This is a genomic window from Streptomyces hygroscopicus subsp. hygroscopicus, assembly GCF_030269125.1.
In the GTDB taxonomy this organism is placed as follows: Bacteria; Actinomycetota; Actinomycetes; order Streptomycetales; family Streptomycetaceae; genus Streptomyces; species Streptomyces hygroscopicus_C.
Map to the genome: position 1 here is coordinate 178,283 of NZ_BSSM01000016.1, position 26,807 is coordinate 205,089.

A 26,807-nucleotide genomic window follows, 5' to 3' on the forward strand; every position below is an offset into this window, starting at 1 on the left:
TGAAACCATAACGATCTTGGCGGAGGCCTTGTGTGAACGGCGAACGCCCCTAGCCTCCCTGCATGGCTTTTCTTTCAAGTCGCCGCCGAAGAACGCGTCTGGCCCCGGAGTTGGACGATCAGGAGCTGGGCAGACTTCTCAAGTCCCTGAGGGCGACGACCAGGACGGGCACGATCGCGACGACCGACCTGTGCGCGGCGCAGATCACCCGCCTCCTCGACCAGGACCGGGGCGACTGGGACCGCCGGGCCCACCGGATCGACGTCCTCGCGGGCTTTCTGACGGAGTCGCACCTGCCCCGCTCCTGGGCCGCGCGCGAGCCGCGCAGCGCCGACGCGCTCGTGCTGCACGCCTGGACCCAGGTGGCCGACGCCCGCGCCCAGGGCCGCCCGGAGGACGCCTCCGAGGCCACCGACCTCTGTCTGCGGGCCGCCGAACTCGCCCCGGACGACCCCACCCCCTGGGTCGCCCTGCTGGCGGTGGCCCGCCTCCAGCGCTGGGAGCAGCCCCAGGCGTTCGGCGTGTGGAACGAGGTGCTCGCCCGCGACCGCTGGAACCGCGAGGCGTACCTCGGCATGCTCGGATACCTCAGCCCCGAGGAGGGCGGCTCACGTATCCAGGTGCTGGAGTTCGTGGACAGCCTGGCCGCCCGCATGCCCGCGAACGCGCCCTGCGCCGGCGTCGAACTCACCGCCCAGGTCCTGCAGTACCGCTCCGTCCTCGGCCGGGGCGGGTTCGAGGCGCTGGTGGCCCGCAACCACTGGTCCCACGCCATGGCCGGGCAGGCCCTCGACCGCGTGGCCCACACCTGGCCCCAGCCGGGATTCCTGCGCCACGCCAGGGCGCTCGCCGACCTCAACGTGCTCGCCTACGCCCTGATGGCCGCCGACCGCCGCCGCGACGCCGCGCCGGTCTTCGAGGCCCTGGGCGGCATCGTCGCCTCCTGGCCGTGGAACACCGGCGGTGAGCCGCTCGCGGAGTACGAGCAGGCACAGCGCCGGGCGACCGTCGGCCTGTGATCAGCGGCGTTTCGTCTGTGATGTCCCCCACCCACCCTTGCCGCCGCGGGGAAGGGCTACCTAAGTTCGTACGTATGTCCGCGTACGGCCCCACCCAGCCCGCCCAGCCGGTCGAGTTCTCCGTCGACCTCACCGCCCACGAGATGCTCCGGCGCGCCCACGTCATGGACGCCGTCGGCCCCACGTGGGACCCCGTCAAGGCACTGCGGGACGAGGACGCGGCGCACGAGCTGCTCTACTCCGGCCTCGACGCGGAGCAGCAGCGCATCTACGACGAGCTGGCGGCCGCCGGTGTGCTGCCCGAGCGCGGAGACGGCCGTGCTACCGCTTGATCCCCAGGCGGACATCGGCCGCCGTGCCTGGGTGACCTGCCCGAACTGCGCGGACCACCGCGGCTGCGCGACCTGCGGTGAGGGGCGCAGGTGCACCCGGCACTGGCGCTACCTGCTGTCGAACACCGGCAGCATGCTCCACCTCCAGTGCCCGACCTGCACCCACGTCTGGGACCACGAGACCGGCTTCGGCGCCGGCCGAGGCCGCCCGAACCGGGGGGCGGACAGCCGCTGAGGCCGGTGCCGGTGGTGCCGATGGTGCGGTTTCGCAGGTGCAGGTGCAGGTGCAGGTGCAGGTGCAGGTGCAGGCGGGCGACCTGGTTCAGGCCGCGCGGGTGAAGAGGGGCAGGTAGCCGAGGGACTGCCCGGAGGCGTTGGGGTGGTACGACTCCGTGAGGTCCAGCACCTCGACACTGCGGAGCCACGGCCCCGCGGAACAGATCTCGTGACCGCTGAACGCGGTCCGGGCGTCGGCGAACGCGAACCCGTGGCCGGTGGCGTGCCGGGCGATCATGCCGTCGAGGTGGTCGATCGCCGCGTTGAGCGCGGCCCGCTCCGAGTCCTCGAGGCCGCGCGAGCAGCTGCCGTGGAGCTGGTAGAAGTGCGGATACCCGAGTACCACGACGCGGGCGGCCGGGGCCTTGCTCCTGATGGCCGAGTAGAGCCGGTCCAGGTTCGCGGGCAGCGTCTTGTCGACGTAGTCGCGCGCGGTGGCGATGGCGCTGAGGCACCCGGTGGTGCCGGGCAGCGCGCACAGCCCCATGACCTTGGCCCAGCTCGCGTCACTGCCGCCGGCGGTGATGCTGACCAGGTTGGTACGGCCGCTCAGCGCCCCGAGCTGCTTGGTCAGCACGTCCCCGGTCTTGGCGCCGTTGCAGGCGGCGAAGGAGAAGGACGAGGCGTGGGCCGCGGCCCACAGCGCGGGGTACGCCCGGCTGCTGCGCAGGCAGTTCGCGGCCTCGGTGAGGTAGTCGCCGGCGCCGACGCCGGCCGAGTAGGAGTCTCCGAGGGCCACGTAGTCCAGGGCCGCCCTGTTCGGCGCCGCGGGCGCGGCGGCGGGACCGGCGAGGGTGCAGGCGCCCGCGAGCAGCGCGGCGGCGGCCAAGGACTGGATGCGGAACGGTCTCATGCTTCCCGTTTATCGCGGAACCACGACCCCGCCGCCTCGTTACGGTCTGCCATGTTGACAAAGCGTCCCGCCGATGCGCCCGCGCGAGCCCCTTGGTGCGAAGGGCGCCGGTCCGACGTCACGGCCGGGCCCTGAAGCGTCTCCCGGTCCGGTGTTTCACCCGAAGGGCCGTCACCCGTACGGCCGTACCTCCATGGAAAAGGCAAGGAGCGCGTACTCCTCGCCACTCTCAACGTATAGCCGCTGGGGGGCCTTGCGGCAAGCCCCCTCCCGTCCCGCACAATCTCCGGCCTGGACGGCGAACCGCTGGTGGGGCGCCTGTGTGCGTGAGGAATTCCATGATCGACGTGATCATCGCGGGCGGTGGGCCGACCGGCCTGATGCTGGCCGCCGAGCTACGGCTGCACGGCGTCCACACCGTCGTGCTGGAGAAGGAGACGGAGCCGACCGGGATCGTACGGGCGCTCGGCCTGCACGCGCGAAGCATCGAGGTGCTGGACCAGCGCGGCCTCCTGGAACGCTTCCTGCCGCGGGGCGAGAAGCACCCGCTCGGCGGATTCTTCGCGGGCATCCGCAAGCCGTCGCCGCGGGGACTGGACACCGCGCACGGGTACGTCCTCGGCATCCCGCAGCCGGTCACCGACCATCTGCTGGCCGAGCACGCCACCGAGCTGGGCGCCGAGCTCCGCCGCGGCCGCGAGCTGACCGGGCTGAGCCAGGGCGAGGACGGGGTGACCGTCGAACTGGCGGACGGCACACGGCTGCGCTCGCGCTACCTCGTCGGCTGCGACGGCGGCCGCAGCACGGTGCGCAAGCTGCTCGGCGTCGGCTTCCCGGGTGAGCCGTCCCGGGCCGACACGCTGCTCGGCGAGGCGCGGCTGACGGCCTCGCCGCGGGAGGTGGCCGACGTGGTGACCGAGGTCCGCCGAACCCAGCTGCGGTTCGGCGTCGGACCGCTCGGGGAGGGCGTGTACCGCTTCGTCGTCCCGGCCGACGGACTGGCCGAGGACCGTACCGTGCCGCCGACCCTCGAAGAGGTGCGCCGGCGGTTGCGGGCGGTGGCCGGTACCGACTTCGGTATCCACGCGCCGCGTTGGCTCTCCCGCTTCGGCGACGGCACCCGGCAGGCCGAGCGCTACCGGGTCGGCCGGGTCCTGCTGGCCGGCGACGCGGCGCACGTCCATCCGCCGATAGGCGGCCAGGGGCTCAACCTGGGCATCCAGGACGCGTTCAACCTCGGCTGGAAGCTGGCGGCCGAGATCGCCGGCTGGGCACCGCCGGGGCTCCTCGACACCTACCAACGCGAACGCCACCCGGTCGCGGCCGACGTGCTCGACAACACCCGGGCCCAGATGGAACTGGTGTCCCTCGAACCGGGGGCCCGAGCGGTGCGCCGGCTGGTGGCGGAACTGATGGACATCGAGGAGGTGAACCGCCGCCTGACGGAGAAGATCATCGCGACCGGCATCCGCTACGACTTCGGCGACGGCCACGACCTGCTCGGGCGCCGCCTGCCGGACCTGCCCCTGGGACGGGGGCGCCTGTACGAACTGCTCCACCAGGGCCGCGGCCTGCTGCTCGACCGGACCGGGCGCTTCTCGGTGACCGGCTGGGCGGACCGGGTCGACCATGTCGTCGAAGGCAGCGACGAACTGGATGTCCCCGCCGTGCTCCTCCGCCCCGACGGCCACGTGGCCTGGGCCGGCGAGGACCCCTCGGACCTCGCCGACCGGCTGCCGAGGTGGTTCGGCACGCCGACCGCGGCACTGCGCTAGGGGTTTCCGGGCGTGGGCGGCCCGGTCCGCCTTCTCCCCCGGACCGCCGGACTCCACGGTCGGACCCGCGCCTTCCGCGGCGCGAGCGGGGTGCGGGCCCCGGCGCGCGCGGACTTGCCGGGCAGGGGAGAGCACCGGCCCTCCGAACCCCGCTCCCCCAAAGGGGTCCGCGCGGGGTTCGGCAGGCGGCCCGAGGCCGGTTCCCTCGCGGTCAGACGATGTCCTCCCCCGCGGCCCCGAAGTAGTGGCCCTCCTCCAGATCGGCGAGGAGGCCGGGCCCGGTCGGTTCCCAGCCGAGCAGGGTGCGGGTGGCGGCACTCGACGCGGCGGCGTCGAGGCCGACGAAGGCGCTCATCCAGCCGAAGTGGCCGGCCAGGTCCTCGGAACCGATCGATGCCGTCGGCAGGTTCAGCTGACGGCCGATCACCTCCGCGATGTCGCGGAGCGGCAGGCCCTCCTCGGCGACCCCGTGCAGCACGGTGCCGGCCGGGGCCTTCTCGACCGCGAGACGGAACAGCCGCGCCGCGTCCAGCCGATGGACGGCAGGCCACCGGTTGGCACCGTCACCGGCGTAACCGGAGACGCCCTTGTCCCGCGCGATGCCGACGAGGGAGGCGATGAAGCCGTTGTCCCCGTCGCCGTGGCAGGTGGGGGAGAGCCGCACCACGGACGAGCGCACACCGCGCTCCGCGCACGCGAGCACGGCCTGCGCGGTGACCGCACGGATCAGGATCGGCGAGTCGCCTTCGGTGACCGGCATGTCCTGCTCCGTCGCCACCCGCCCCGGCGCCAGGCCGGCCAGCCCGGACGCGAGCACGAACGGGCGGTCGCTGCCGGCGAGCGCCTCGGTGAGGACGTCGACGGCCCTGCGGTCGGCCTCCGCCGCGCTCTGGAAGCCGCCGGAGAAGGCCACGTCGTGCTTGAAGGCGAGGTGGATCACCCCGTCCGAGTCGGCGGCCGCGGCACCGAGGACGTCGAGATCGTCCAGGCTGCCGCGGACGACCTCCGCGCCGGCCGCGGTGAGCGCGTCGGCGGAGGCGTCGGAACGGGCCAGGCCCACGGCCTGATGACCCGCGCCGATGAGTTCCGGAACGACGGCCGAACCGATCCAGCCGGACGCCCCGGTCACGAAAATGCGCATGAGAGATCCCCAGACAGGTGGATGTCAGTTACTGACATCGACGCTAGCACTGATGCCAGTCGCTGTCATCGCGTAGGATGCGGCCCATGGGCAGATGGGAGCCGAACACGCGCGAGCGCCTGGCGAAGGCGGCGCTGAATCTGTACGGCGAGCGCGGGTTCGAGCAGACCACCGTGGCGGAGATCGCCAAGAGCGCGGGACTCACCGAGCGCACGTTCTTCCGGCACTACGCCGACAAGCGCGAGGTCCTGTTCTCGGGCGCCGTCGAACTCGAGCAGCTGTTCGCGGGGGCGGTCGCCGACGCCCCGCCGTCCAGCGCACCGATCGACGCGGTGGCGCTGGGCCTGTACGCGGTCTGCGAAGTCTTCGAGGAGCGGCGCGAGTTCGCGCGCAAGCGCCATGCCGTGATCTCCGCGACGGCGGAACTCCGCGAACGCGAACTGATCAAACTCGCCTCCCTCGCCGCGGCCCTCGCCGAGACCCTCCGCGGGCGCGGTGTCCCGGAGCCGGCCGCCAGTCTCACCGCCGAGACCGGCGTCGCCGTCTTCAAGGTGGCCTTCGAACGCTGGATCACCGCCGACGGGACCCGTCCGCTGGTTCAGCTGGCGCGGGATTCGCTGGACGAGCTCAGGGCGGTGGCGAGGGGGGACCTGCCGGTGAGGCCGGAGGGGGAAGCGGGCCCCGGGGTGCCGGAGGAGTCGGCGGAGGCGTAGCCGGGCGCGAGGGGCAGGGGTTCTCGGCGCGCGCCGGCAATCCGCTGCTGCTCGCCCGGCTCGGCCCGGGACGGCTCGGCGCGGGCCGGACCCGGTCGCTGCCGGTGGGCGATCCACGGAGCGCCGCCGGGTCCCCGGTCGGCCCCGCGTGCCTGCCGCGCCTCGGCGGCCCCTCCCGTCACCCCCCCCGGCCGGGACGCCAGGACGAGTGAGGCGGGAGCGGCTGGGTAGACGCCCTCACCGGCCGGTCGAGCGACACAGCAGGGCAATCCGCTACCTGGCGCCCCGGGCTCGTCACCGACCGTACGGGAAGGAGAAGGACATGATGAAGCTGATACGGCACGCGGGTACGGTCGGCGCCTCGGCGGCGCTGGTCGGCGGGGCTCTTCTGGCCACCGCCGGGCCCGCGGCGGCCGCTCCGCGGAGCGCCTCGCACGTCCCCGCCCACGCCACCGTGAGCAGGCAGGGCGCCCCCGCCTGCTCCGGTCGCCGTGGCGCGCACCGGCCCGACCCCTGGATCGAGGGGCAGCTGGCGCAGTTCGACCCCGCGGCCCGGCACCGTCTGGCCGTGTTCGACCCGTGGGTCGAGGACCAGCTGGCGGTATACGCGCCCGTCTCCTGCTGACGCCGGCCCCTGCGAGGCGCCGCCACCTCGCGAACACCATGACCGGGTACATCGGCGTCGGCCTCTCCGGCAGCCGTCCGCCGCGACCACGAAACCAGTGGGCGAAGTCGACCACGCAACCACTGGTCGAAGTCGACCACGCAACCAGTGGTCGAAGTGGGGGCCGCGTACCCCTTGGTCGTGCGGATCGCCGCGGGCGGGGGCGATGGCGCCGAGGCCGGCGGTCCGGACCGATCCGGGAATTCCGGAACGTGTCCGTGTCCCGTCACCTCCGCGCCCCGCCCACCCCCGCGGGTGGGGCCCCCGCGACCGCGGCGCCGTACAACGCGCGCACGGCGGCGCCGAAGTACGCGCTGTACGAGATCTGCGGTGTGTCGCCTCCCGTGTGGTACCCGCCGATCACCCCGATCACCCCCCAGCCTCCGGGCCACGGCACGAGCATGGGGCCGCCGCTCGTGCCGCCGACGAAGGCGTCACAGGCGATGCGCGGGAAGGTTCCCGGGTCGGCCGGGTCGTCGCTGGGCCACCTCGTGGTCCGGCTCCAGCACTCCAGCGGTTTCTCCGCCCCCGCCGGATAGCCGATCATCCGTACCGGCGCGTGGTCGTACCCCGTCCCGGTGAGCAGTCGTACCCCGCCGACCGCGTCCTGCAACGGCGTGCCGTCCTGGTCGGGTTCGGTGACCGCGAAGCCGAAGTCGTATGCGGCGCCCGCGTGTTCGCCCAGATCGTAGTACTGCTGCGGGAGGTAGACGCCGTTCGCTCCGACGGGGAAGACCCCGTAGGGCTTGACCCCGTCGTGGTATCCGGGGACGAAGGCCAGGCGGCGCTGCGCGGCGGTGCCGGAGTAGCCCTTCAGGCAGTGGCCCGCGCTGAGGACCAGGTCGTGGCCGGGACTGCGGACGACGGAGCCGCTGCACGTACGGCCGGTGCCCCGGGCGTCGGTCCAGAAGAAGGTGCCGGCCTGCGGGATGCCGTCGAAGCTCCAGCTGGGCGGGATGTACTCGCCGGGGCGGGGGCCGTCCACCGCCGGGGAGGACGCCGGGCCCGCCTCGATGCCCTCGGCCGTGTCGGCGGGCAGGGCGGCCGTCATGCGGGCCGGTGTCCAGTAGGCGTCGAGCCGGGCGGCGACCGGGTTCGGTCCGGCCGTCGCCCCGTCCGCGACGGCCGCCGCGGACGGGGCGACCGACAGCGGCAGAGCGGCCGCGCAGACCGCGAGACGGCGGAGACCAGTCAGCTTACGCACCGTCAGTTCCCTTCGGAGCAGAGGTACATGGCGGCTCACCCTAGGGCCGGGGACCGTGGCGCGAAAGAAGGCACCGTCGAAAGGGGGCGCGTCTACCGGCGCTGTGCGCCCCGGCGGCCAGGCGATCAGCCGGTCCGAGCCGGTCCGAGCCGGTCCGGCCGGCCGGGCCGAGTAAGGATGAGCCCTGACGTGCCGTAGCCCACCGCCCGTGCCCCGCCCCCACCCAGTCGGCGAAGTGGAGCTGCCATCAGCGACGGATCCACGCGGACGGCAAATGCGAAGCGGAGTAAATGGGTACATTCTGTACAGGTGTATCCATGTGGCGCGGGAGCGTCACAGCCCGCCTCGGGGGCTCTGACCAGCACGTTTGCGGGCTCGGCGAGCAAGGGCCTCCGGCCCTGCTGACCATTGGTCGAAGGGATGCCGGTTATGAACGAGGACACGAGGGGCCTTCACCCGGAGCAGTCGCCGCCCGGAGCGGTCCCGCCCGGGGAAGCGCCGTACGGGGCGGCTCCGCGCGCGTCGGCCTGGGCCGATCCCGCCCCGCTGGGCCTGGCCGCCTTCGCCCTGACGACCCTGCTGCTGTCGATCGTCAACACCAACCTGCTGAAGGAGACCGCGGGCATCCTGCCGGTTCTGGGCCTCGCGGCGTTCTACGGGGGGCTCGCGCAGTTCGCCGCGGGACTCATGGAGTTCCGCCGGGGCAACACCTTCGGCGCGACGGCGTTCGTCTCCTTCGCCGCCTTCTGGCTGTCCTACTGGTGGATCGCGCCGCGCGTGGCGCTCGCCGGTGACGCGCACAACGCGCTGGGCCTGTTCCTGCTCGGGTGGGCGATCTTCACCGCTTACATGACCGTGGGCGCCCTGCGCGTCAGTCTTCCCGTGCTCGCGGTGTTCGTGCTGCTGACCCTGACCTTCCTCTTCCTCGCCATCGGGTCGTTCCAGGGAGGCGCCGGGTACGCCATGACCGAGGTGGGCGGCTGGTTCGGCATCCTCACGGGGCTCGCCGCCTGGTACGCCTCGGCGGCCACCGTCATCAACGAGACGCACGGGCGCACCGTGCTCCCCGTCGGCCGGATCAGGACCGCGCAGGGCGAACGGGTGCGCCACGACGAGCGATCCGTCTGACGAGGACGTCGTGCCGTACCCTCCCGGCCGCCACCGCCACCGCCACCGCCACCGCCACCGTCCCACCGGAACCCACCGCCACCGCGGCCACCGTCGGCCGCGGGCCCGGGACAATGTCCCGCATGAGCGAGGACATGGACGATGCCGAAGGCCGCCTGGCCAGGATCGAACGGCTGCTGCAGAGCGGCGAGCGCGAACTGGTGCCGGCGTGGCGCCGGGCGACCCGGGGCGAGACGCGCTGGGCCGTGACCACCGTCATGCTGGCGGCGGTGGCCCTGCAGCTGGTCCTGCCGCACCGACTCGTTCTCCTGCGGCCCGTCTGGGTCCTGCCGGTGCTGGAACTGGTCCTGCTCGCCGCCCTGGTGGCGAGCAACCCCCGGCGGGTCGAGCCCAGCACGGTGTGGTGGCGGTGGCTGGGGCTGGCCCTGATCGGGACCATCAGCCTGGCCAACGGCTGGTCGGCCGCCCGGCTGGTGGGGGACCTGGTGCAGGGCGTCGGGGAGCGGGACGCGGTGCCGCTGCTGCGGGCCGGCGCCGTCATCTGGTTCACCAACGTCATCGTCTTCGCCCTGTGGTACTGGGAGTCGGACCGCGGCGGACCGATGGCCCGGGTGCGCGGGCAGCGGCAGTACGCCGACTTCCTCTTCGTCCAGATGCAGAGCCCGGAAACGGCGCCCCCGGACTGGGAACCGGAGTTCCTCGACTACCTGTACCTCTCGTTCACCAACGCCACCGCCTTCAGCCCGACCGACGTGATGCCCCTGTCCAGGTGGTCCAAGATGCTGATGATGCTCCAGTCCTCGGTCTCCCTGGTGACCGTCGCCCTCGTCGTGGCCCGCGCCGTCAACATCCTCAAGTAGACCGACACGCCGACACGGAGGCGACACGTCGACAAGCGGGCGGTCGCTCCGCCAAGTGGGCGGACACGCCGACCGGCCGAGACGGCCCGGCGATCACGCACCGAAGGAAACAGCCCCTTCGACCTCACGTAGAACGCCTCTCACCCGATCGGTGGACGGTTCGGCTTGCCGTGTCCGGGGAGAGTGGGGTGGGCACATGACGCGTCCGTGGAGGCGAGTGCCGTACACCGGCAGAAGACCAGAATTGCATCGTTCGTTTTCTTGAACCCCTCGTGTTTGTGAGAGTAGGTTCTGCTTCATGACCGCCTCCCCGACTCCGACCACCGCCGAGGAGCTCCGCGGTGCCGGCCTGCGCGTGACGGCGGCTCGCGTCGCGCTGCTGGAGACGGTCCGGGACGGCGACCACCTCGGTGTCGAGGCGATCGCCTCCGGGGTCCGTGACCGCGTGGGCCATATATCCCTGCAAGCCGTCTACGAGGCTTTGCACGCGCTTACCGCGGCGGGTCTCGTGCGCCGCATCGAGCCGGCCGGTCACCCGGCCCGGTTCGAGGGGCGCGTGGGCGACAACCATCACCACATCGTGTGCCGGTCGTGCGGGGCCGTCGTCGACGTCGACTGTGCCGTCGGCGACGCGCCCTGCCTGACCGCGGCGAACGACTGGGGCTTCGCGATCGACGAAGCCGAGGTCGTCTACTGGGGCTTGTGCCCCGACTGTTCCACCGGCCGCAGTTCCTGAGCACCTGGTTCCGCTTAGTTCGGAAGGATTGCCATGACTGAGAACCACGACGCGATCGTCGCAGACGCGAAGTCGGAGGAGGGGAGCGGTGGCTGCCCCGTCGTTCACGACCGGGCCGCACACCCGACCCAGGGCGGCGGCAACCGGCAGTGGTGGCCGGACCGGCTCAACCTGAAGATCCTCGCCAAGAACCCGCCCGCGGCCAACCCGCTGGGCGAGGACTTCGACTATGCCGAGGCGTTCCGGAGCCTCGACCTTCCCGCGGTGAAGCGGGACATCGAGGAGGTGCTCACCACCTCGCAGGACTGGTGGCCCGCCGACTTCGGCCACTACGGCGGTCTGATCATCCGCATGGCCTGGCACGCCGCCGGCACCTACCGCATCAGTGACGGCCGTGGCGGCGCCGGCCACGGCCAGCAGCGCTTCGCCCCGCTGAACAGCTGGCCCGACAACGTCAACCTGGACAAGGCGCGCCGCCTGCTGTGGCCGGTCAAGAAGAAGTACGGCCAGAAGATCTCCTGGGGCGACCTGATGGTCCTCGCCGGCAATGTGGCGCTGGAGTCCATGGGCTTCGAGACCTTCGGTTTCGGCGGCGGCCGCGTGGACGTGTGGGAGCCGGAGGAGGACGTCTACTGGGGCCCCGAGACCACCTGGCTCGACGACCGCCGCTACACCGGCGACCGCGAGCTGGAGAACCCGCTCGGCGCCGTCCAGATGGGCCTGATCTACGTCAACCCCGAGGGCCCGAACGGCAACCCGGACCCGCTGGCCGCGGCCCGCGACATCCGCGAGACGTTCCGCCGCATGGCGATGAACGACGAGGAGACCGTCGCCCTGATCGCCGGCGGCCACACCTTCGGCAAGACCCACGGCGCCGGCCCCGCCGACCACGTCGGCCTCGACCCCGAGGCCGCCGGACTGGAGGAGCAGGGCCTGGGCTGGAGGAGCACCTACGGCACCGGCAAGGGCCGGGACGCCATCGGCTCCGGCCTGGAGGTCACCTGGACCTCCACCCCGACCCGGTGGGGCAACGGCTTCTTCGACAACCTGTTCGGCTACGAGTGGGAGCTGACCGAGTCCCCGGCCGGCGCCAAGCAGTGGGTCGCCAAGGACGCCGAGCCCACGATCCCCGACCCGCAGGACCCGTCCAAGAAGCGTCTGCCCACGATGCTCACCACGGACCTCTCCCTGCGCTTCGACCCGATCTACGAGCCGATCTCCCGCCGGTTCCACGAGAATCCGCAGGAGTTCGCCGACGCCTTCGCCCGCGCCTGGTACAAGCTCACCCACCGCGACATGGGCCCGAAGTCGCTGTACCTCGGCCCCGAGGTCCCGGAGGAGACCCTGATCTGGCAGGACCCGCTGCCGGAGCGTGAGGGCGAGCTGATCGACGACGCGGACATCGCGACGCTCAAGGGCAAGCTGCTCGACTCCGGTCTCAGCGTCGGCCAGCTGGTCACCACCGCATGGGCCTCCGCGTCCACCTTCCGCGGCAGCGACAAGCGCGGCGGCGCCAACGGCGCCCGCATCCGCCTCGCCCCGCAGCGCGGCTGGGAGGTCAACCAGCCCGACGAGCTGGCCCAGGTGCTGCGCACCCTCGAAGGCGTCCAGCAGGACTTCAACGCCTCCTCGGGCGCGAAGAAGGTCTCGCTGGCGGACCTGATCGTCCTCGGCGGTGTCGCCGCGGTCGAGAAGGCGGCCAAGGAGGGCGGCTTCGAGGTCCGGGTGCCGTTCACGCCGGGCCGTGTGGACGCCGGCGAGGAGCACACCGACACCGAGTCCTTCGAGGCGCTGGAGCCGACCGCGGACGGCTTCCGCAACTACCTCGGCAAGGGCAACCGGCTGCCGGCCGAGTACCTGCTGCTCGACCGCGCCAACCTGCTCACCCTCAGCGCCCCCGAGCTGACCGTGCTCATCGGCGGCCTGCGCGTCCTCGGCGCCAACCACGCCCAGTCCCAGCAGCTCGGCGTCCTCACGAAGACGCCCGGCGTCCTCACCAACGACTTCTTCGTCAACCTGCTCGACATGGGCACGACCTGGAAGGCGACCTCCGAGGACGAGACCACCTTCGAGGGCCGGGACGCCGTGACCGGCGAGCTGAAGTGGGCCGGCAGCCGTGCCGACCTGGTCTTCGGTTCCAACTCGGAGCTGCGTGCCCTCGCCGAGGTCTACGCGAGCGACGACGCGAAGGAGAAGTTCGTGAAGGACTTCGTCTCCGCGTGGGACAAGGTCATGAACCTGGACCGGTTCGACATCGCCTGATCCCCGTCGGTCCGGCCGGGTCCATGCGGTCCGGCCGGACCGGCGAGCCGGTGTCCGGGCCCCTGCCGGGCCGGCCCGGACACCGCCGTCCGCCCAGAGGAACAGAGGTCCACGACGCCCCCGGCGCGCGTCGGCGGCCCGGCGCCGCCGCGCCCGGCCGCGCGTACGTCTCGTCGGAGGTCGCCGCCCGACGGGGCCCCGCGACGCGCCCGCCCGCGATCGGGGCACCTGGGCGGTCACCGGGGTGCCGGCCGCGAGGAACAGCGTCCCGGAATGTCCTCCATCGTCGGCGCCCGCGCCGGCCGCCCGGTCGGCTCCGGGTCTCCGGGCGTGTCTCCCCATGATGCCCACCAGGCACCGTACTGTGCCGTGCGTACGGCTCGGTGCACAGCGGCAGCGCGCGCCCGGCCGGCGTCTCGGCGAGCGCGTCGGCCGCCGGACCGGCCGGCCGGACGCGCCCCTCGGACAGCGGTCCGCGCGCGACAGCCCGCGCGGACCGGTCCTCGAAACAGGGGACTCCGTCCTCTGCCCGCGCCTCCGGATGCGCCGGCAGATCCATCCAGCAGCCATATCGATAAGGCATGGAACATACCCGGTTCACTCTTGGACATGAGTGCCGTACCGCTGTTTCGCTGTTCCCCACGGATCACCCAGCCGACAACGCGTGACCTGGGAGGACTTCACCATGACCGGTTCCCGACCGCTCGCACGGCGTGGCCTGTTGAAGGCCGGACTCGCCCTCACCTCCGCCGCCGTCGCGGCGTCGGCAGGCAGGGCCGCCGCCGCCCCGGACGCCGCCTGCGCCGACGAGTTGGACGACCTGGAGACACGCTACGGCGCCCGGCTCGGCGTGTACGCCCGCAATGTCCGCACCGGTCAGGTGCTCGCCCACCGGGCGGGGGAGCGGTTCGCGATGTGCTCGGTGTTCAAGGCGTTCGCGGCGGCCGCCGTCCTGCGCGACGAGGCGCGCCGCGCGCCGCTGGACAGGGTGATCCACTACCCGCCGCACGACGTGCTGCCCAACTCGCCGCGCACGCAGGAGAACCAGCCCACCGGCATGACCGTGGCCGCCCTGTGCGCGGCGGCGATCCAGTACAGCGACAACACGGCCGGCAACCTCCTGCTGCGCGAGCTGGACGGTCCCGGCGGTCTCACCCGGTTCCTCCGCTCGCTCGGCGACGAGGTGAGCCGGCTCGACCGGTGGGAGCCGGAGCTGAACACGGCGATCCCGGGGGACCCCAGGGACACCACCACCCCCGAGGCCGTCGGCACGAGCATCGAGCGGCTGACCCTCGGCCGGGCCCTGTCCACCCCCGACCGCGAGCGGTTGGTCACCTGGCTGAAGGGCAACACCACCAGCGCCCACCGGTTCCGCGCCGGACTGCCCCGCGGCTGGACCGTCGCCGACAAGACCGGCACCGGCGACTACGCCAGCGCCCACGACGTCGGCGTGGCCTGGACGACCCGGGGCACGCCCGTCGTCGTCGCCGTCCTGTCGACCAAGCCCGACCGGACGGCACCGGTGGACGAGGCACTCATCGAGGAAGCGGCCCGCATCGTCGCGCGGACGGTGGCGCCCGGCGAGTGACGGCCGCGGGGAGCGAGGTCAGGCGCGCCGGGGCGGCTCGCCCTGGGCGGCCTGGAGATCGGCGAGGAGCCCGGCCTGCTCGGCGAGGACTCCGGACAGGATCGTCCGCGCCACCCGCAGCAGCTCGGCCACGTGCGGGCTGGTCAGCGAGTAGTAGACGGTCGAGCCTTCCTTGCGGGTCCTGACCAGGTTGGCGCGGCGCAGCACGGCCAGTTGCTGGGAGAGGTGGGCGGGCTCGATGCCCACCTCGGGCAGCATCTCGGCGACCGCGTGCTCGCGTTCGCTGAGCAGTTCCAGCACGCGGATGCGGGCCGGATGGCCGAGCGTCTTGAAGAACTCGGCTTTCAGCTGGTACAGCGGCTTGCTCACCGGACCGTCCCTTCACCGGCCCGGCGGCCCGCCCCCTGCGGCCCGGCCTCGGCCCGTCCCATCGACCCACACGTCCACACCATGGGGTCCATCCTCACCCCGAGGGCCCGCGGCCACCGAATCGGCCCCCGGAAACACCGCACCCGGCCCCGGGCAGCCCGCGGCCGGCCATCGCCGGCCGCGGGACCGGGTCGCCTACGAGGCGGGCCATCCGCCGTAGGGGACGGTGAGCAGTTCCATGGCGTGTCCGACCGGATCCATGAAGTACACGCCCTTGCCGCCATCGTTGCGGTTGATGGTGCCGGGGTGCTTCCGGTGCGGGTCCGCGTAATGCTCGACGCCGCGCTCGGTGATGCGCGCGTACGCGGCGTCGAACTCCTCCTCGGAGACCAGGAACGCGTAGTGCTGCGGGGTGATCTGGTCCTCGGGAACGGTGGCGAAGTCCAGCGTGACGCCGCTGCCCAGGGCGACGGCCACGAACGGGCCCCACTCCGAGGTGATGTCCAGGCCCACGATCTCGGTGAAGAAACGGGCGGACTCCCGGTTGTCCCGGGCATGGACGATGGTGTGATTCAACTCGACCGACAAGGAATGCCTCCGGAGGCATCTCCCGGCACCTCCATGCCTCACCCGGTCGGTGACCGACACGCGATGCCGCGGTCAAGTCTAGTCAGCCGTTCGGCGCGGCGGGGGCGGAGAGGGCAGGATTCGAACCTGCGTGGGCCCCCGGAGGGGCCCGACCGTGAGGCGAGCTCGCTGGTCCCCGATCAACCACTCCGGGCACCTCTCCCCGTGACCGGTTCCGGTGTCCCGTACCGCTCACAGGAACGACTGTGCCACCCGGCGCTGACCGGGGACTGACGCACGGCTGACCTCAGTCGGTGCCCGGCACGGCGCGGAACACGACGGCGACCGGCAGGGCCGCGGCGACCAGCGCGCCGCCGGCCCAGAGCGGGCCCAGCTCCGATCCGGCGAGGGTGGCGGCGGCGACGAGGGGACCGGTGGCGGCGCCGATGTTGAGCGCTGCGGTCGCGTAGGAGCCGGCCATGGTGGGGGCGTGCGCGGCCTCGTAGAGCACGCGCGTGATCAGGACGCCGCCCACCGCGAAGGACAGCGCGCCCTGCACGAACACCAGCGTGAGCAGCGCGACCGGCCGGTGGGCCAGTACGGCCAGGGCGGGCCAGCCGACGAGCAGCAGCGGACCGCCGGCCGCGACGACGACGCCGGGACGCCGGTCGGACAGGCGTCCGGCGACGCCGACACCGGCGAAGGAACCGGCGCCGAACAGCACGAGGGCGACCGGGATCCACAGCTCGCCCAGCCCCGCGGTGCCGGTCACCACGGGGGCGAGGAAGGTGAAGGCCGCGAAGGTCGCCGCGTTGACCAGGGCGCCGAGCAGCATCGCCAGGAGCAGCCGCGGCCGCCGTAGCTGTGCCAGCTCCGCGCGCAGTCCGCCGGCCGTGTTCTTCTCCGGGCGGCGCGCGGGGACGCCCGTGAGGACGCCGACGGCCGCGGGCAGGCACAGGGCCGCCACGGCCCAGAACGTGGCCCGCCAGCCGAGCAGCGTGCCCAGCACCGATCCCGCCGGGACACCGGCGATCACGGCCACCGTCGTGCCCGACAGCAGCACCGCGAGCGCACGGCCCTTCCGGTCGGGAGGCACCAGCGCGGCGGCGGTCGTGAGCGCCACGGCGAGGAACCCCGCGTTCGCCAGAGCCGCCACCACCCGGGTGGCGCACAGCACCGGGAAACCGGTGGCGGTCGCGCCCACCGCGTGGGTGGCCGCGAAGAGGAGGACGAAGCCGGACAGGGCGGCCCGTCCGGGACGGTTGCGGGCGAGTGCGGCCATCAGCGGGGCGCCGACGACCATTCCGAGTGCGAAGGCCGAGGTGAGCAGGCCCGCCGTGCCGACGGTGACGCCGAGGTCCGCGGCGATCTCCGGCACGAGGCCGGCGAGCATGAATTCCGAGGTGCCCATGGCGAAGGCGGCGAGGGCGAGCAGGTGGAGAGCGAGGGGCATCGGGAGTGACTCCGGGGTGAGGAGAAGCACGAGAGGGCCATCTCGTCACCGCGGTCAGCACCCGGGGGCGCACGCGCCCGGCCGAAGCGCACGACGGTACGCGCAACGGTCGTTGAGGTCAGTGGCTCCGGGGGCTGACGGCGTGACCGAAAGCCCCCACCCTGTCCGACTCAGGACTCGACATGGCCCCGAGGGTACCCGGACAACTCCCGTACGCCACCATGGTTTTGCCCCGGTCCCTCGTCCTCGGCAAGGTCGGCCGGTGATCGCCGGATCGGCCGAGGGCCACGCACGAGACCGGATTCCGTCCCTGCCGTGAGCGCGCGGCGGGCAAGGAGCCCGCCCTCTCCGGGACTCGCCGGCCGGCGCCTGTTCCCAGGGCGCCCGTCCCACGATCCCGGAGGGCAGGACCTCCCATGCGCACCGTCCAGTTGAACCACACCGCCGTCCACGCCAGCGACCGGTATCTGTCGGCCGAGTTCCTCGCCGCGATGCCGGGGCTGCGGATCGGCGCCCCGTTCGGGCCCTTCCTCCCCGTCGACCTCGGCAACGGCGTGACGCTCGACTACCACGAGAAGCGCGACGAACCGATCCGGTCGCAGCACTACGCGTTCCTCGTCCCCGACGAGCGCTTCGCGTCCATGCTCGCCCGCCCGGAAGCGGTCCGGGTCACCTACTACGCCGACCCCGCGCACACCGAACCCGGTCGGACCAACCACTGTTCGGCGGACGCGGTGCGTACTTCGCCGACCCGGACGGCCGCAACATGGAGATCACGACCAGGCCGTACGTCCGCCCGTAGCCGACGACTCCCGGAGGCGCCCACCGGACCCGCCCGCCGGGGCGGGACGTTCGGCCCAAGACGCGCGGGGCCGGGCGCCTCTAGGGTTTCCGGTCGTGCCGACGCCGTGTCCGGCCTCGTCCGGCCTCCTCGGGAAGACCGGACACGACGGGCTGCGATCGGCTGTCTCGGCATACACGAGTGGTAGGCGGGGTGCCCCGGTGGTACACGTGGTACGAGCCAGGGCCCCCGGCAGTCCGAGGGACGAACACCGTGCACACCGGCGGTCCGGGATCCCGGCGAGGAGTGAGCGAGCATGGCAGAAGGCCCCACATCGCAGAGCGGCGCGCCGGAGCCGGGGGACCGTCCTCCGGCTCCGGCGGACGGTCCCCCGCGGGGCGACCTCGGGCGCCGCCTCCGGCGGCGCCGCGTGGAACTCGGTCTCAGCCGGGAAGAGGTGGCCGCCCGCGCCGGCATGGCCGAGGCGTACGTCGCCCATCTGGAGCAGCACAGCACCGCCGCTCCCGACTCCGGCACCCTGCTCAGGCTCGCCGGGGCGCTGCGCACCAGCCCCCAGGAACTCGGCGGCGGTTACGCCGGGCTGCCGTCCGGACTCGGGCAGGCGTCCCGCGACCCCCGGTTCGGCGAACTCGGCGAACAGGAGTGCCGGGAACTGCTGTCGACGCACGGCATCGGAAGGTTCGCCATCAGCACCGAGGGCGCGCCCCTGGTGCTCCCGGTGAACTACAGCGTCGTGGACGACGCGATCGTGTTCCGCACGCGCGAGGGCTCGGCGCTCACGCGGGGCTTCGACCGCGAGGTGGCCTTCGAGGTGGACCGGGTGGACGACGCGTTCAGCGAGGGCTGGAGCGTGCTGGTACGCGGGACGGCGCGCGCGGTCACCGACCCCGGCGAGGCGCAGCGGCTCACCCAGCACGCGTACAGTGCCCCCTGGGCGGGCGGGGGGCGCGATCTGTGGGTGCGGATCGAGCCGCTGGCGTACACGGGCCGTCGTATCGAAGCGGGATGAGGCCGGCGGGATCCGGCCGGCCCACGAGGATCACCCCGGCCGTGCCATCCCCTCCGGGGCGGCGGACGGCACGAGGTTGACGACGCCGACGACCCCGTCCAGCCGCCAGGCCGCGAGACCGGCGAGGGCGATGGCGCCGCGCAGTTCCGCGCGGCCCGCCAGGGTGACGACCCCGTCCCGCACGGACACGGTGACGGCCTCCGGCGGCAGTCCCAGCTCGCCCGCGACGATCTCCTCGCAGACCTGGCGGCGGATCTCGTCGTCCCCACGCAGGAAGACCCGCAGCAGGTCACGACGGGTGACGATGCCGATCAGCCGGTCCTCCTCGTCCACGACGGGCAGGCGTTCGACGCCGCGTCGTTCCATCAGCCGGGCGGCGTCGGACACGCGCTGCTCCGGGTGGACGGTGACGGCGGGTGTCGACATCAGCTGCCGCACGGACTCGCCCGGGGACTTCGCCCGCCGTCCGCTCCGTTCGCGCACCAGGTCGGAGGCCGAGACGACGCCGAGGACCTTGTCGTCCTGGTCGATCACCGGCAGCCCGCTGATCCCGTGCCGTTCCAGCATCCGGGCGACGGTCTCGGACGATGTCGTCTCCGACGCTGTGACGACGTCGCCGGTCATCACCTCGCCGATCGTGCTGTGGGTCACGGCCCATCCTCCTTCTGGGGTGCGCGGGCCTTCTCCGGTGGGTCGCGGTGGTCTCCCGTTGCCCTCGTCCCGCTCGACGCCCGGCCAGGCGTTGTCCCCACTGTCCGTCCGAGCCGGTACCACCAGCGTGCCGCGCCCGCCGCCGGGGGCCGAGGGCCGGGCGCCCCCGGGGACGGGACCTTTGGTCCTGATTTCGGACACCTTCCGGCTCGGCCGGGTGGGCGGGTGCGCGGTGGGCGTTCCCGTCGCCCCGGCGCCCTGACGGGCCCACGAGGTACCGGGGCCCACCCCGGCGACCCCGACCGGCCCTCCTGGCGGGCCGTGCGGCCCAGGGGCGCGGCCCACCCGGGCGAGGCACGCTTGTCCTACGAGAGTGCGTGGTGGCGGTCGGGATCCGGAGGGACACGTCATGGCTGGTCGGATCGTGGTGGGAGTCGATGGGTCGCCGCAGAGTGTTGCCGCCGCTCACTGGGCCGCGCAGGAGGCGGTACGCAGGGGGGCGGAACTGGTCGTGGTGCACGCGTGGGTCACGCATGTGCGGCCGGCGCCGTTGGCGACGAGGGACAGCACCGAGCGCGGCTGGGCGGAGCGCGTGCTGCGGGAGGCGGTCGACAGTGTGCGGGCAGCGCATCCCACGCTGGCCGTGACCGCGACGCTGATCGCCGAGTCGGCCGTTCCCGCGCTGCTGTCCGCGGCCGCCGAGGCCGACACGCTGGTGGTGGGCACGCTCGGGCTCGGCCGCGCGGCCGGGGTCCTCGTCGGTTCGGTCTCGCTGCGGGTCGCGGGCCGCGCCCCCTGCCCGGTGGTGCTGGTGCGAGCGGGGCGCAGCGCCGCCGACGAGCATCTGCCGACGGCTCCCGGGCTGGCGCCGGACGAGATCCCGAGCATCCCGTACCGCGCCGTCGTGCTCGGCCTGGACATCGACAGCCCCTGCGACGAGCCGATCGGGTTCGCCTTCGAGGCCGCCCGGCGGCGCACCACCGAACTGCGGGTCTGCCATGTGTACGAGCAGGACGGCGCCGGTCCCGAGGGGGCGGCCGCCGCCGAACACGCCGTGATCGCGCTCCTGCGACCGTGGCACGAGAAGTACCCGGACGTGTCCGTGGCGACGACCGTCACGGAGGGCAGGGCCGGGGACGAACTCGTGCGGGCCACGGACGGCGCCGGACTCGTCGTGGTGGGCCGCCGCATCACCGGCAGCCGGCTCGGCGAACGCCTCGGCCATGTCGCCCACGCGGTCGTCCAGCACGCCGAGTGCCCGGTCGCGGTCGTCCCGCACGGCTGAGCACCGAACCGAGCACGCCGAAGGGCGGCGGGGGCGGAGAGGGCAGGATTCGAACCTGCGTGGGCCCCCGGAGGGGCCCGACCGTGAGGCGAGCTCGCTGGTCCCCGATCAACCACTCCGGGCACCTCTCCCCGTGACCGGTTCCTGTGTCCCGTACCGCTCACAGGAACGACTGTGCCACCCGGCGCTGACTGGGGACTGACGCACGGCTGACCTCAGCCACCGGTCACCGGAGGGCGGCCCGGTGCACCACGTGCCCGCCCGTCACCGTCAATACCACCGGGGCGTCGGCCAGTTCGTCCGCGGGCGCGTGGACGGGGTCCACACCCAGCGCCGTGAGGTCGGCGCGGAAACCGGGTGCGACACGGCCGGCGACCGCGGACTCGCCCGCCGCCGCGGCCGGGTGGCTCGTGCAGCCCTCCAGCGCCTGCAACGCGGTCAGGCCCGCGCGGCGCGCGGCGGCGCCCTTGGGGTGACGCGCGGTCGCCAGTACGGCGCGGGCGTCGTAGTGCGCGATCGGCCAGTCCGACCCGAGCGCGACGACGGCCCCCGCGTCCCGCAGTTCCCGCAGCCGCCAGGCGCGGGCGGCACGTTCACCGCCGAGGCGACGGGACCACTCGTCGCTGCCGTCGTCGCGGGTGTACCCGGTGTGCGGCGGCTGCATGGAGGCCGCGACACCCAGCTCGGCGAAACGGGGGAGGAGTTCGTCGGGCGCCGTCTCGATGTGCTCGATCCGGTGCGCGCCGCGCCCGCTCGGCCCGAGCGAGGCCACGGTGTCCAGAACGTGCCGTACGGCCGCGTCCCCGATCGCGTGCGTGGCGGTGCGCACGCCGGCCGCGTGCAGGGTGCGCACGGCCTCGGCGTAGGCCTCCGGGTCCGGCCAGAACGCGTCCGTGCCCCGGCCGTGGCAGTCGGGGTGCTCCAGCCACGCCGTGCCCCCCTCCACGGTGCCGTCCATGAAGAACTTCACCCCGGCGACCCGCCAGTGCCGCCCGCCCCGTCCCTGGAGCGCGATCAGCTCGCGCAGCGCGCCGGCGTCCGCGCCCGGCATGCACCAGGGCGCGAACCGCAGTCGCACCGGCAGGACCGTCTCCCGGGCCACCGCCGCCACCAGTTCCGGGTCCCCGCCGTCCATCACATGGGCGCCGGTGAGCCCCGTGGCCGCCATCGCGGACAGCAAGTCCCGCAGCCGCGAACGGCGTTCGGCGTCCGAGGGACGGGGCGCCACGGCCGTCACCAGGTCCATCGCGGCATGCTCGACCAGGTGCCCGGTGGGCCGGCCCGAGGCGTCGCAGACCACCTCCGCGCGCTGCTGGAAGGAGCGCGGCCCGGACACTCCGGCGACGGCCAGGGCGGCGGCGTTGGCGAGGGCGGAGTGGCCGTCGTACAGGCGGAGGAGGGCGGGCGTGTCGCCGAGGAGGTCGGCCACCAGGTCGTGGTGGATCGGGCGGCCCTCGAAGGCGTTGTGGTCCAGGCCGTGCCCGAGCACCCAGCCCCCGATCCGCTCGGCCCCCGCCAACGCCGCGCGCAGCCCGGCCAGTTCGCGCACGTCCGACAGGTCCACGCCGGTGGCCATCTCCAGCCCCCACACCGGGTGACTGTGCGAGTCCACCAGGCCGGGCACCAGATGCGCCCCGCCCAGTTCGACCACCTCGGTACCGGGGCCGCGCCAGTCCCGTACGTCCGCCGCCTCCCCGACCGCGGTGATCAGCCCTCCGTGCACGGCGACCGCCGTGGCGGTGGGACGGTCGGGGTCGAGGGTGCGCACCCGGGCACCGGTGAGGACGAGGTCTGCGGCGGGCATGCCATGGACTCCTTTGACTGCGTTGGTCGTTCGGCGGTCGTTCGGCGGCTTCGGTCGGTCATCCGGCGGCTTCGGTCGGCGGCGCGGGCTCCGTGGCGAAGGCCTCGTACACCTGCGGCCGGCTGCGCCGCAGCCACCACGCGAAGGGCAGCCCGAGCACGAAGACGAGCGGCGCCGCGAGCACGAGCAGGGTGTTCACGGCCGGGGACGCACCGGTGAACAGGTCGATGTGCCCCACCACCAGGACGATCGCCGTCGCGAGCAGCACCGTGGCGAGGACCGGCGCCACCACCGTGCGCAGGCTCCCCTCGCCGTGCCGCACCCGCCGGAAGTAGCAGGGCACGGCGAGCGCGGCGAGCAGCTGGAGCAGCAACAGGCCGATCATTCCCGGGGTGTTCACCCACAGCAGCAGTTGCTGGTAGGGGTCGGCGTGCGCGGCCCAGAAGGCGAGGACGACCACCGCGCCGAGCACGGTCTGGGCGATGCCGGCGACGTACGGGGAGCGGTGGCGCGGGTGGATCCGGCCGAGCCGGGCGGGCAGTACGCCCTCCTCCGCCAGTGCGAGCGCGTAGCGGTTGATGGCGTTGTGGAACGCGAGCAGGGAGGCGATGACGCTGGTGACGATGAAGACGTGCATCAGATCCGCGGCCCAGCCGCCCACGTAGGTGGTGATCGCGGTGAAGAACAGCCCGACCGGGTCCTTCCCGGCGGCCCGCACCACCTGGTCGTCGCCGAACGCCTGGACGGCGATCCACACGACGAACGCGTAGAACAGGCCGAGGAATCCGACGGCCAGATAGGTGGCGCGCGGCACGGTGCGTCCCGGGTCGCGGGCCTCGCGGCGGTAGATGACGGTCGACTCGAAGCCGGTGAACGCGGCGAACGCGAAGGCGAGCACGGCGGCCGTGCCCGGCACGAACACGTGCGAGGGGGCCAGGGAGGACAGGGACAGCCCGTGGGCCCCGCCCTTCAGCAGCACCCCGCCGGCCAGCAGTACGAGTATTCCCGTCTCCGCGACCAGCAGGACGCCGAGCAGCTTGGCGCCGAAGTCGATGGAGCGGAAGCCGCCGTAGCCGATGAGCAGCAGCCCGGCCAGCGAGATGGGCAGCCAGGGCACGTCGACGCCGGACAGGGCGTGCAGGGTGTCGCGGCAGGCGGAGGCGAGCAGGCCGTAGACGCCGATCTCCATGCCGTTGTAGCCGAGCAGCGCCAGCAGGGCGGCGCCGATGCCGGCCGGGCGGCCCAGGCCCCGGGTGATGAAGGCGTAGAAGGCGCCGCCATGGGTGACGTGGCGGCTCATGGTGGTGAAACCGACGGCGAAGACGGCGAGGGTCAGCCCGGCGAGGAGATAGCCGACCGGGGCGCCGATGCCGCCCAGCAGGATCGCGAGCGGCGCGACCCCGGCCATGACGGTCAGCGGGGCCGCGGCGGAGACGACGAAGAAGGCGATGTCGGCCGTGCCGAGGGAACCGGATCGGAGGGTCGCCGCGTCGGACGGCGCCTTCTCCTCGGGCAGTTCGGAGGTGGTGACGGACATACGGGGGAGCCCTTCTGGCGGCGGAGGGGAGGGGGTCCCGGCGATGGGGGCGTTCGGTGGACGGGGGCGCGGGCGGTCCGGACCGGGATCGGCTGCCCGCGCGGGCACGCCCGGACGTACGGGCTTCCGGGTGCCCGGAGGGGATGGCGGGGCGCCCGGAGCCGTAAACCTAAAGGCTTTTGGTTTCCGCAATGTAACCTGCAGTTGGGCATCCGGGAAGACCTCAGGGAGAACACCGATCATGGGACGGCCGCGCACCCCGCTCCTCGACCGCGAGCGCATCACCACGACCGCGCTCCAACTCATCGACGAGAGCGGAGACTTCAGCGTCCCGCAGATAGCCAGGCGGCTCGGCGCGCAGACGGGGTCCGTCTATCACCACGTGGACGGCCGGGACGGCATCGTGGAGCTGTTGCGCGAACGGGTCGCCTCCGCGATCGAGGCGACCACCCTCGACCTCGAACCCTGGGACGCGGCCGTAGAGGCCTGGGCCCGCTCCTACCGCGCCGCCTTCGCCGCGCACCCCCGCGCCATCCCGCTGCTCATGACGTCACCGGTGCGTGCGCCCCGGGTCCTGGACCAGTACGAACGGGCGGTGACCCGGCTGCTGGACGCCGGGTTCGAGCCGGCCGGGATCATGGCGCTGATCACCGCGCTGGAGAACCTGGTCCTGGGCTCGGCCCTCGACCTCGCCGCCCCCGAGACCATGTGGGTGACGGACCGCGCCGCCACTCCCCGTCTCGCCGCGGCCCTCGCCGCCGTGGGCGACCACCGCGCCGACCGCGCCTTCGAGGTGGGACTGACGGCCTTCATGAACCACGCGCGGACGCTCCGCGGTACCCACGCCTGCTGAGGCCACGCGCTCACCGCGGGGGAGGACGGTGATCCCGGACGTGCGTCCGACGGGGGAGCACCGGGCCGCACCGGTGAACCGGCCGACCGCGTCGCCGAGTCGCCCGGGGGCCGGGATCGTCGGACGCGGGCAGGCCCCGGGAGTCACCCGTGCCCGCGAACGCCCGGAAGTGGTGACGGGCTGCCTGAGCGGTGATTGCCCAAGGTGGCAGCGGCGCGGCGAGAGGACCGGGGCGGAGCGGCGGTGGGGCGGTCGACAGCACATGGCACGGCAGGTGCCGTGCCGGCCCTGCTCGTCGTGGTGACGGCCCGGGGGTGTGCCGGCCGGTTCCCGGCGTCGGGTCATGCCGCTTTCGCCGGGCAGCGTACGGATTCTGCCGCGGTGGCCGGCGTCGCCGGTCGGGCACACGCCGACCGGACGGCCCGGTCGGCGGAGGACCGGGCCTGCCGTCCGACCCTGCTCCACGGCCGCGTGAAGAAGGCCGTCATCGAAGCACCGGCCGACGGAGCCGAGCCGAAAGCGGCATCGACGGCGCACGTGGCCGAGGCGGTGAGCGGCGCCCTGTCCCGGGCGTGCCCGGTCGCGGCGACAACGGGCTCCTCACCACCGGTTTCCCTGTCCGCCCTGTCCGTTCCGCGGGTGCGGGCCGATCCGCCGATCGCGCCTTCGGCGTCCGCGGCACGGACGACCTCCCACCGTCCGTCCGCCGCCCGGTCGTCGCCGGTGCGCGCTCATGGACGGTGAGCGTGGTCGAGGCCGGGGCCGTGTCCGCCTTCGGGTGTGCCGGTCGGGGCGGTGCTGCCGGTCCCGGCAGTGTGGGCGGCAAGGTGGTCCTGCCCCCGGCCGGTGCCTTCGGCGCGTTCGAGCGCGTGCCGGCGCCGCGGCCTCCGACGGTCGTGGCTGCGTGGTCGTGCCCTCACCGTGGGTCCGCTGACCGCGCACACCGCCTCGCTGATCGGGGCACGCTCTTCATCGCCCTGGGAGCGGACTGTCCTGTTCTTCGACGGTGCGTCAGCCCTGCCTTCCGATGAGGGGGGCGGGGGCGGAGGCGGGGTTGGAGGAGCGCCTCATGGCCGTCGGCCGTGCCATGCCGGACGGTGTCCTGCTGCCGGCCGTCGCGGCCGTCGCGGCGCTCACCGGCGTGCTTCTGCCGCTAAGGCCACGGCGGACGCGAAGGCCGAAGCCCCGGGCCGGCGCGGAGGACCCCGTACGGCGTTCCGGCTGAACGGCCCCGCCCGCGCCCGCCGGGCGCGGGCGGGGCCGTTCAGCCTGCGGCGCCCGGTCCACCGCCGGGACGCCGGGGACGGCCGTACCCCCCTGCGCATCCGTCGGCGGCCGGCGATCGGCTGAGGGCGGCCGGTCTGGCCGCCGGGACCGCGGGGTGGTCCCGTGGCGCCGCTCGCCAGGGACGTCACACACGTGGATCGCCGCGGGCCGGGCGGCCGGCCGGGATGGGTCAGGCGGCGGTTTCCCAGGCGCCGTATCCGCCGAGGAGGTCGTAGACGTCGGTGCGGCCGTTGTGGCGGATGAGGCTGGCGGCGATGGAGGAGCGGTGGCCGCCGGCGCAGTGGACGACGAGGGGGCCTTCGGCGGGGACTTCGTCGAGGCGCTTGGCGAGTTCGGCGAGGGGGATGTGGAGGGCGCCTTCGATGGAGCGGCCTTCGTCGCGTTCGCCGCAGTTGCGGACGTCGAGGACGAGCGGGGGCTGGGGGGAGGCGAGCTGTTCGCGCAGGGTTTCGGCGGTGAGCCGGGCGGCCTGGCGGATCTGGTCGGGGTGGGCGTGGAAGAGCTGCTCGGGATCGGCGGCGTAGCCGTGGACGCGGTCGAAGCCGATGCGGGCGAGGCGGGTGACGGTTTCCTCGGCGCGGCCCTCGGGGGCGATGATGAGGATTTCGTCCTGGGGGGTGAGGACGCTGCCGGCCTGTT

Annotated in this window: 24 protein-coding genes and 3 pseudogenes; 15 read left to right on the forward strand and 12 right to left on the reverse strand. The window is 73.5% G+C overall.

Features of this window, described 5'->3' with window-relative positions:
• Positions 1–62 precede the first annotated feature (62 nt).
• The 3 genes from QSK45_RS30215 to QSK45_RS30225 all read left to right on the forward strand — a co-directional run bounded on the left by QSK45_RS30215 (position 63) and on the right by QSK45_RS30225 (position 1,586).
• Positions 63–1,019, forward strand: coding sequence for a hypothetical protein (locus QSK45_RS30215; RefSeq protein ID WP_285562063.1), 957 nt, complete (start codon positions 63–65; stop codon positions 1,017–1,019).
• 74 nt (positions 1,020–1,093) lie between these two features.
• A complete protein-coding gene (locus tag QSK45_RS30220; RefSeq protein WP_285562064.1) occupies positions 1,094–1,351 on the forward strand; it encodes a DUF6400 family protein in 258 nt (85 codons plus the stop codon).
• A complete protein-coding gene (locus QSK45_RS30225) occupies positions 1,338–1,586 on the forward strand; it encodes a hypothetical protein (RefSeq protein WP_285562065.1) in 249 nt (82 codons plus the stop codon). The genes QSK45_RS30220 and QSK45_RS30225 overlap by 14 nt, the downstream gene beginning before the upstream one ends.
• An 87-nt stretch (positions 1,587–1,673) precedes the next feature.
• Here the strand turns inward: QSK45_RS30225 and QSK45_RS30230 are convergent, their stop codons facing one another.
• Positions 1,674–2,480 carry an SGNH/GDSL hydrolase family protein gene (locus tag QSK45_RS30230; protein WP_285562066.1) on the reverse strand — a complete coding sequence of 269 codons (807 nt, stop codon included), beginning with the start codon at positions 2,478–2,480 and terminating at the stop codon, positions 1,674–1,676.
• Between the two features lie 338 nt (positions 2,481–2,818).
• On the opposite strand from QSK45_RS30230, the gene rox reads away from it, so the two are divergent.
• Positions 2,819–4,255, forward strand: a complete 1,437-nt coding sequence (gene rox / locus QSK45_RS30235; protein WP_285562067.1) for a rifampin monooxygenase — start codon at positions 2,819–2,821, stop codon at positions 4,253–4,255.
• Between the two features lie 211 nt (positions 4,256–4,466).
• Here rox and QSK45_RS30240 read toward each other — a convergent pair whose 3' ends face one another.
• Positions 4,467–5,396 (reverse strand): SDR family oxidoreductase, encoded by a 930-nt coding sequence (locus QSK45_RS30240; RefSeq protein ID WP_285562068.1) that lies wholly within the window; start codon positions 5,394–5,396, stop codon positions 4,467–4,469.
• Positions 5,397–5,482: 86 nt separating this feature from the next.
• Between QSK45_RS30240 and QSK45_RS30245 the strand changes: the two genes are divergently transcribed.
• Positions 5,483–6,109: a TetR family transcriptional regulator gene (locus tag QSK45_RS30245; RefSeq protein WP_285562069.1), complete on the forward strand. Its 627-nt coding sequence runs from the start codon at positions 5,483–5,485 to the stop codon at positions 6,107–6,109.
• Between the two features lie 322 nt (positions 6,110–6,431).
• The gene (locus tag QSK45_RS30250; protein WP_285562070.1) at positions 6,432–6,734 is read left to right on the forward strand and encodes a hypothetical protein; all 303 of its coding nucleotides are present in this window, start codon (positions 6,432–6,434) and stop codon (positions 6,732–6,734) included.
• 265 nt (positions 6,735–6,999) lie between these two features.
• On the opposite strand, the gene QSK45_RS30255 is transcribed toward QSK45_RS30250, so the two are convergent.
• Positions 7,000–7,977 (reverse strand): trypsin-like serine peptidase, encoded by a 978-nt coding sequence (locus QSK45_RS30255; protein WP_285562071.1) that lies wholly within the window; start codon positions 7,975–7,977, stop codon positions 7,000–7,002.
• A gap of 429 nt (positions 7,978–8,406) precedes the next feature.
• Here QSK45_RS30255 and QSK45_RS30260 point away from each other — a divergent pair, with 429 nt between their 5' ends.
• The 5 genes from QSK45_RS30260 to bla all read left to right on the forward strand — a co-directional run bounded on the left by QSK45_RS30260 (position 8,407) and on the right by bla (position 14,551).
• Positions 8,407–9,105, forward strand: a complete 699-nt coding sequence (locus tag QSK45_RS30260; RefSeq protein ID WP_285562072.1) for an acetate uptake transporter — start codon at positions 8,407–8,409, stop codon at positions 9,103–9,105.
• A gap of 122 nt (positions 9,106–9,227) precedes the next feature.
• On the forward strand, positions 9,228–9,965 hold the full coding sequence (locus QSK45_RS30265) for a hypothetical protein (RefSeq protein ID WP_285562073.1): 738 nt from the start codon (positions 9,228–9,230) through the stop codon (positions 9,963–9,965).
• A gap of 298 nt (positions 9,966–10,263) precedes the next feature.
• Positions 10,264–10,701 (forward strand): Fur family transcriptional regulator, encoded by a 438-nt coding sequence (locus QSK45_RS30270; RefSeq protein ID WP_285562074.1) that lies wholly within the window; start codon positions 10,264–10,266, stop codon positions 10,699–10,701.
• Positions 10,702–10,734: 33 nt separating this feature from the next.
• Positions 10,735–12,963, forward strand: a complete 2,229-nt coding sequence (katG, locus tag QSK45_RS30275; RefSeq protein WP_285562075.1) for a catalase/peroxidase HPI — start codon at positions 10,735–10,737, stop codon at positions 12,961–12,963.
• A 685-nt stretch (positions 12,964–13,648) separates the two neighbouring features.
• Positions 13,649–14,551, forward strand: a complete 903-nt coding sequence (bla, locus tag QSK45_RS30280) for a class A beta-lactamase (protein WP_285562076.1) — start codon at positions 13,649–13,651, stop codon at positions 14,549–14,551.
• 18 nt (positions 14,552–14,569) lie between these two features.
• On the opposite strand, the gene QSK45_RS30285 is transcribed toward bla, so the two are convergent.
• From QSK45_RS30285 to QSK45_RS30300, 4 genes and pseudogenes are all read right to left on the reverse strand, one after another.
• A complete protein-coding gene (locus QSK45_RS30285; protein ID WP_285562077.1) occupies positions 14,570–14,920 on the reverse strand; it encodes an ArsR/SmtB family transcription factor in 351 nt (116 codons plus the stop codon).
• Positions 14,921–15,115: 195 nt separating this feature from the next.
• Positions 15,116–15,508, reverse strand: a complete 393-nt coding sequence (locus tag QSK45_RS30290) for a VOC family protein (RefSeq protein WP_285562078.1) — start codon at positions 15,506–15,508, stop codon at positions 15,116–15,118.
• Between the two features lie 105 nt (positions 15,509–15,613).
• Positions 15,614–15,710: pseudogene (locus tag QSK45_RS30295) on the reverse strand.
• Between the two features lie 84 nt (positions 15,711–15,794).
• Positions 15,795–16,940, reverse strand: coding sequence for a Cmx/CmrA family chloramphenicol efflux MFS transporter (locus QSK45_RS30300; RefSeq protein ID WP_285562079.1), 1,146 nt, complete (start codon positions 16,938–16,940; stop codon positions 15,795–15,797).
• A 416-nt stretch (positions 16,941–17,356) separates the two neighbouring features.
• Between QSK45_RS30300 and QSK45_RS30305 the strand changes: the two are divergent.
• A pseudogene (locus QSK45_RS30305) lies at positions 17,357–17,742 on the forward strand (VOC family protein).
• A 295-nt stretch (positions 17,743–18,037) separates the two neighbouring features.
• Positions 18,038–18,751, forward strand: coding sequence for a helix-turn-helix domain-containing protein (locus tag QSK45_RS30310; protein WP_285562080.1), 714 nt, complete (start codon positions 18,038–18,040; stop codon positions 18,749–18,751).
• A 30-nt stretch (positions 18,752–18,781) separates the two neighbouring features.
• Here QSK45_RS30310 and QSK45_RS30315 read toward each other — a convergent pair whose 3' ends face one another.
• Positions 18,782–19,402, reverse strand: coding sequence for a CBS domain-containing protein (locus QSK45_RS30315; RefSeq protein WP_285562081.1), 621 nt, complete (start codon positions 19,400–19,402; stop codon positions 18,782–18,784).
• Between the two features lie 409 nt (positions 19,403–19,811).
• Between QSK45_RS30315 and QSK45_RS30320 the strand changes: the two genes are divergently transcribed.
• On the forward strand, positions 19,812–20,687 hold the full coding sequence (locus QSK45_RS30320) for a universal stress protein (protein WP_285562082.1): 876 nt from the start codon (positions 19,812–19,814) through the stop codon (positions 20,685–20,687).
• 34 nt (positions 20,688–20,721) lie between these two features.
• Here the strand turns inward: QSK45_RS30320 and QSK45_RS30325 are convergent.
• The 3 genes and pseudogenes from QSK45_RS30325 to QSK45_RS30335 form a co-directional block, all read right to left on the reverse strand.
• Positions 20,722–20,818 (reverse strand): annotated as a pseudogene (locus QSK45_RS30325).
• 95 nt (positions 20,819–20,913) lie between these two features.
• Complete coding sequence (locus QSK45_RS30330; protein WP_285562083.1) at positions 20,914–22,491, reverse strand: amidohydrolase; 1,578 nt, start codon at positions 22,489–22,491, stop codon at positions 20,914–20,916.
• Between the two features lie 58 nt (positions 22,492–22,549).
• Positions 22,550–24,028 (reverse strand): APC family permease, encoded by a 1,479-nt coding sequence (locus QSK45_RS30335; protein ID WP_285562084.1) that lies wholly within the window; start codon positions 24,026–24,028, stop codon positions 22,550–22,552.
• A 241-nt stretch (positions 24,029–24,269) separates the two neighbouring features.
• On the opposite strand from QSK45_RS30335, the gene QSK45_RS30340 reads away from it, so the two are divergent.
• The gene (locus QSK45_RS30340) at positions 24,270–24,881 is read left to right on the forward strand and encodes a TetR/AcrR family transcriptional regulator (RefSeq protein ID WP_285562085.1); all 612 of its coding nucleotides are present in this window, start codon (positions 24,270–24,272) and stop codon (positions 24,879–24,881) included.
• A gap of 1,456 nt (positions 24,882–26,337) precedes the next feature.
• Here QSK45_RS30340 and QSK45_RS30345 read toward each other — a convergent pair.
• Positions 26,338–26,807 (reverse strand): rhodanese-like domain-containing protein (locus QSK45_RS30345; protein ID WP_285562086.1); only part of this gene is annotated, 470 nt, incomplete at its 5' end.